The sequence below is a fragment of the Staphylococcus rostri genome (assembly GCF_002902145.1).
In the GTDB taxonomy this organism is placed as follows: Bacteria; Bacillota; Bacilli; order Staphylococcales; family Staphylococcaceae; genus Staphylococcus; species Staphylococcus rostri.
Window position 1 is genome coordinate 24,720 of record NZ_PPRF01000038.1, and the last position, 6,000, is coordinate 30,719.

The 6,000-nt window shown below is 36.5% G+C and carries 4 protein-coding genes; 3 read left to right on the plus strand and 1 reads right to left on the minus strand.

The window, feature by feature from the left end; translation table 11 throughout:
* Positions 1–71: 71 nt before the first annotated feature.
* Positions 72–1,334: a Y-family DNA polymerase gene (locus CD122_RS06600; RefSeq protein WP_103358204.1), complete on the plus strand. Its 1,263-nt coding sequence runs from the start codon at positions 72–74 to the stop codon at positions 1,332–1,334.
* A 4-nt stretch (positions 1,335–1,338) separates the two neighbouring features.
* On the opposite strand, the gene CD122_RS06605 is transcribed toward CD122_RS06600, so the two are convergent.
* Entirely contained in the window at positions 1,339–2,430 is a 1,092-nt protein-coding gene (locus CD122_RS06605) for a prephenate dehydrogenase (RefSeq protein ID WP_103358205.1), read from the minus strand.
* A gap of 424 nt (positions 2,431–2,854) precedes the next feature.
* Here CD122_RS06605 and CD122_RS06610 point away from each other — a divergent pair, with 424 nt between their 5' ends.
* Together CD122_RS06610 and CD122_RS06615 are read left to right on the plus strand one after the other, a co-directional pair.
* On the plus strand, positions 2,855–4,114 hold the full coding sequence (locus tag CD122_RS06610; protein ID WP_103358206.1) for an aminoacyltransferase: 1,260 nt from the start codon (positions 2,855–2,857) through the stop codon (positions 4,112–4,114).
* Between the two features lie 25 nt (positions 4,115–4,139).
* Positions 4,140–5,399 carry an aminoacyltransferase gene (locus CD122_RS06615; RefSeq protein ID WP_103358207.1) on the plus strand — a complete coding sequence of 420 codons (1,260 nt, stop codon included), beginning with the start codon at positions 4,140–4,142 and terminating at the stop codon, positions 5,397–5,399.
* The last annotated feature ends 601 nt before the right edge of the window (positions 5,400–6,000 follow it).

Below are 6,000 nucleotides of genomic sequence, written 5' to 3' on the forward strand. Positions count from 1 at the left end.
AAATTTTTTACTTGAAAATAGAACGTATGTTCGCTACCCTTGTAATAGACAATAATGAATAGGTGATAGAAATGTATGATTATCATTTGTTAGAAGATAGGGACATATTATGTATTGATCAAAAGAGTTTTTTCGCGAGCGTTGCATGCATTGATAAAGGGTTAGATCCGATGACCACTAAATTGGCTGTTGTGGCAGATACAAAGAAGCAAGGGGCTGTAGTACTTGCGGCAACACCAGCGCTTAAAAAGCTAGGCATTAAAACCGGCTCACGTTTATTTGAAATACCACAGCGCAATGATATTTACATTATTAATCCAAGTATGCGTAGATATTTAGATGTCTCCTTACAAATTTCACAAATCGCATTAAGATATGTACCGGCTGAAGATTTACATCAGTACAGTATTGATGAATTTTTTATGGATGTGACGCAGAGTTATCATCTTTTCGCACCCAACTTGCGTGTTTTTTGCCAACGATTAATTAAAGAAATTCATACAGAAACTGGGATTCAATGTGCAATCGGTATCGGTTCAAATATGTTGCTGAGTAAAGTTGCCTTAGACAATGAGGCGAAATCAAATGCAACATTGATGGCTGAATGGCGTTATCAAGATGTCCCTAGCAAACTGTGGCCGATTACACCGTTAGAAAAATTTTGGGGTATTAGCCGTCGTACAGCTAGAAGACTCAACCGTTACGGCATATTCAGTATTGGTCAACTTGCCAAGTATCCGCATGCGCAATTGAAAAAGGATTTAGGTATTATCGGGACAGAATTGCATCTACATGCCAATGGTATTGATGAAAGTCGCGTGAACGAGCAGTATGTGACACGAACGCCGTCTATTTGCAAAAGTCAAATTCTGATGCGTGATTATCGCTATGATGAAGCACTTGTAGTGATGCAGGAGCTTGTAGAAGACGTTGCAAGTCGTTTGAGAGAGAAAGGCTTGTTGGCACGAACGATTCATTATTCATTCGGTTATAAGGAGGGCGGTGGTGTTTCCAAACAGTATACGTTACAAGAAGGGACCAATCTAGAGCGGCGTATCATACATGAAATTAAGCGCCTTGCTGATAAGGATTGCGATAAGAGTGAATGGTATCGCACATTGAGTGTGTCTGTTACGAACCTCATGCCTGAGCAAGCACAGCAGTTGAATTTATTTGTCGATCCTATACAACAAGAACGAGAAATTCGCTTGGCAAAAACAATAGATGCCTTACACCGAAAATACGGCAAAGGCATCGTTTCCAAAGCGGTCTCTTATACATCAGCTGCGACAAAACATGGCAGACTCGGTTTAATGGCAGGGCACAAAATGTAGTTGGCTATTCGATATACGTGTCGAAGTCTTGTAATGCTTTGCGACCACGTTCTCGGTCGTCAGCATTTTTAAAGCTAACACGTAATGCGCCGTAAATATCTTCACGCAATTCTAGAATTCTTAAGTTGCGAATAGATATATTATGTGAACTTAAAATATCGGTGATTTGTGAAATACTACCTGTTTTATCCGGAATGTCGACATATAGATCATATGTGCTTGTTAATGCACCTTGACCTCTAATAGGAAGTGCATCACGATACGCTTTATTGTCAGCAAAAAAGTCGTACAATGCAGATTTGTTTTCTGATTCAAGCGTTTCGATCACATCGGTAAGTTGTGATTGGAATTGCTTCATAATCGTCAAAATATGATGTTTATTTTCAAGAGAAATATCACGCCACATTTCTGGATTACTGCTTGCGATACGTGTAATATCTCGGAAACCACCCGCAGCAAGTTCTTGAACGAGTGGCGCTTGTGGTGCATAATGTGCATTTAGCGACACTAAGCTCGATGCAATGAGATGCGGTGCGTGGCTAACGATACCAACGACATAGTCGTGAGACTCGGCTGTCATCTTAAGCAGCTTAGCACGCGTGGATTCAAGCAATTGCGCAATACGTGCATGTGCGGCCTCATTCTCAGGTAAATCATGAACGAGAATATAGTACGCATTTTCAAATAAATGTGCCTTGGCATTTAACACACCAGATTTATGACTGCCAGCCATGGGATGTCCACCAATTAAGTGAATATCGTGTTGTAATAGTTTCTTTTCATGTGCTTGGATTGTGGACTTAGTACTACCTGTATCTGTGACAATAAGTCCTGGTTTTGTTTTGAGCGTAGGTAATGTTTCTAAGTATGACACAGTCGTTTGAACGGGTGTCGCAAATACAATAATATCAGCTTGCGCAACACCTTCTGAAAAATCATTAATCGCTTTATCAATAATTCCGATTGATTGCGCACGTTCTAATTGCTTTGGATCAGCATCATACGCACTGACAACGATCTCGGAATATGTGTTTTTTAAGTTACTTGCTAGACTTCCGCCAATAAGCCCTAAGCCTACAAAGAAAATCTCTGTCATTAGCTGACTCACCTCATTTGAATTAAATTAATTTTCAGACATTTTAACATTTTAAAGCGCCATAATGCAATGACTATGGACGAAATAAATAAGATTTTGATAATGTAAGGGTTATCTTAAGAGCTATTACAGGAATACCGTAGAATTATTAGCGTGTTGTTGGCTAAATTGCTTATGATACGTTAAAATATAGGTTGGTTAGTTGTGCAATTGAAGTAGTAAATCATACTGCTTGTATTGCAGGAATGAAAGGGAAGTAGCTATACGTTTGATAGTGAAAATCAAAAGGAGGTTGGGATCCCGTTTATCGGTTTCCCGGTGGCTAAATTTATTATGTCACAGCCTCGGCTTATTAAAAATAAAATAATGATGAGCAATTTATAGCTGAAAATGAATATTGAATAGAGAAATTAGGAGTATTTATATGAAGTTTACAAACTTAACAACAGCAGAATTTGAACAATTTACAGAGAAGATGTCATACAGTCATTTCACACAAATGACGAGCAATTATGAGTTGAAAGTAGCAGAAGGTGTGGAAACGCATCTTGTAGGAATTAAAGATAAAAACAATGAAGTTTTAGCGGCATGTTTATTAACGGCAACGCCTGTGATGAAGGTCTTCAAATACTTTTATTCAAACAGAGGCCCTGTCATGGACTATGACAATCCGCAACTTGTTCATTTCTTTTTCAATGAACTGTCGAAGTATGTGAAAGCACATGGTGCCTTGTATTTAAGAGTCGATCCATATTTACCAATCTACAAACGTAATCATGACGGCGAGATATTAGAAGATTACAAGATGGATTGGATTTTTGAGAAATTCGCAACACTTGGCTACCAACATGAAGGATTTACGACCGGTTTTGATAGTGTTCGACAAATCCGTCATCACTCAGTATTGGACTTAACAGACAAAACAGCCAAAGATGTCTTGAAAGATATGGATAGTCTGCGTAAACGAAATACGAAAAAAGTTCAAAAAAATGGTGTCAAAATTAGATTTTTAGACGAAAAAGAATTGCCGATTTTCAGAGCATTTATGGAAGATACATCAGAAACGAAAGATTTTGAAGATCGTGCAGATGACTTTTACTACAATCGTATGAAACATTATAAAGACCGCGTGCTCGTTCCATTGGCATATATTGATTTTAATGAGTATATAGCAGAGCTTGAAGTAGAAGAACAACAATATCAAAAAGAGATTCACAAAGCAGAGAAAGATATTGAAAAACGTCCAGAAAATCAAAAAGCACTGAATAAAAAGCAAAATCTTGAAAAACAATTAGAGGCCAACCAAGCAAAAATAGCAGAAGCACGTACGTTACAGGAAAAACATGGTAATGAACTGCCTATATCTGCCGGATTCTTTATTATTAATCCATTTGAAGTCGTATACTATGCAGGTGGTACGGCGAATGAATTTCGTCATTTTGCAGGAAGTTATGCCGTGCAATGGGAAATGATCAATTATGCAATCGATCATCAAATTAACCGATACAATTTTTATGGTATTAGTGGTGATTTCACAGAAAATGCAGAGGATGCAGGTGTCATTAAGTTCAAAAAAGGGTATAATGCAGATGTCATTGAATACATTGGAGACTTTATTAAACCGATTAATAAGCCAGCCTATGCCTTATATACAAAGTTAAAACAGTTAAAGCAAAAGTTATAGTAGAAGAGAGAAGGGAATTATCGGTATGAAATTCACAGAGTTAACAGTTGAGGAATTTGATCAGTTTGTTCAAGATCCTTCTTTAGAAAGTCATTATTTTCAGGTGAAAGAAAACATCGTGCTACGTGAAGAAGATGGCTTTCAAGTGGTGTTATTAGGTGTTAAAGATGAAAACAATCAGGTCATTGCAGCAAGTTTATTTTCAAAAATACCGACAATGGGAAGTTACGTATATTACTCTAATCGTGGTCCTGTTATGGATTATAGCGACCTCGGCTTGGTAGATTTTTATTTGAAGTCATTAGACGCTTATTTGTCAAAAAATCAATGTCTATACGTTAAACTCGATCCATACTGGATGTACAGCCTTTATGATAAAGACATTAATCAAATTGGCGACAATCAATTGGGCGACCAACTCATTCAAATGTTGAAATCACATGGTTACGTACACCACGGCTTTACGACAAAATACGATTCATTGAGCCAAGTTCGATGGATGGGTGTCCTAAACTTAAAAGATCAAACACCACAAACGATTAAGAAGAATTTTGACAGTCAACGTAAGCGTAATGTTAATAAAGCAGCTAATTTCGGCGTTCAAGTTCGCTATTTAGATGCACAAGATTTTGATCAGTTTTTAACATTGTATCGTGAAACGGAAGCACGTACAGGTTTTGCATCAAAGACAGATGAATATCTTAAGAGTTTCTTTGATCATTATGGCGATAAAGCGATTGTACCGCTTGCGTATATTGATTTAGATCAATATTTAGCCACATTACAAGAAGGTTTGAATGATAAAGAAACAAGACGTGATCAAATGATGGCAAATGAGAATAAATCTGATAAGCAATTGAAAAAAATTGCAGAGTTAGATAAGCAAATTGCCCATGATCAACAGGAAATGTTAAAAGCAAGCGAACTTAGAAAGACTGATGGTCCGATATTAAATCTTGCATCAGGTATTTTCTTTGCAAACGCTTATGAAATTAACTATTTCTCAGGCGGTTCAAGTGAAAAATTCAATCACTTTATGGGCCCATACGCTATGCATTGGCACATGATTAACTATTGTTTTGAGCATGGTTATGAACGTTATAACTTCTACGGCTTATCAGGAGATTTCACTGAAGATGGTGAAGATTACGGTGTATATCGCTTTAAGCGTGGCTTTAACGTACAAATTGAAGAGTTAATTGGTGACTTTTACAAGCCAATCAACAAACCAAAATATATGATCTTCCAATTGATGAATTGGTTGAGATCAAAGGTTAAAAAATAAAAAGAACCGCTTATTATTGGACGACATCTTGGACGAGACATCTGATAATAAGCGGCTTTTATATGGGCAGCGACTTGGCTGACCAATGGTGTGCAGTGTTCAAAACACATAACTATTCTGAATTCATCATGTAAGTAGGTTTGAATGATTTATATTAATTGAGCCATCAAGGCATGCTTAGCTGACCATGAGTAATCCTGTGGGAACGAACTAAGTATTATGATGGCTGACAGCATTATCTTGGGTCGATATTGCCTGAAAAAGGAATAACGTATTACTCACGAAGAATTTATAAAGAGTAGAATAGCTATGTGGAACACTACAATCACATCTTAGCAAAACTTTTTAACGATAACAATCAGTTTTTCACAGCATGAAAACGCTGCTAAATCCTATAATTTTTATAAGGTTGATTAGATTTAATGACTATAACAGTTGTTTAAAATTTTAAATCATGTTTAATTTCAAGGATAAAAGATTATAATAATCATATTATGTAAACATATAAAGAATAATGTTAAGTCGTACGTGGGTTTATTAAGGACTTAGAAAATGCAATTAATAGCAATTTATTACTTTTATACAATCAATGAATATATAT

What these genes read in the sequence shown, in the direction of transcription:
- CD122_RS06600 (WP_103358204.1), top strand. Translation starts at nt 72, where the DNA reads ATGTATGATTATCATTTGTTAGAAGATAGGGACATATTATGTATTGAT.
- CD122_RS06605 (WP_103358205.1), bottom strand. Translation starts at nt 2,430, where the DNA reads ATGACAGAGATTTTCTTTGTAGGCTTAGGGCTTATTGGCGGAAGTCTA.
- CD122_RS06610 (WP_103358206.1), top strand. Translation starts at nt 2,855, where the DNA reads ATGAAGTTTACAAACTTAACAACAGCAGAATTTGAACAATTTACAGAG.
- CD122_RS06615 (WP_103358207.1), top strand. Translation starts at nt 4,140, where the DNA reads ATGAAATTCACAGAGTTAACAGTTGAGGAATTTGATCAGTTTGTTCAA.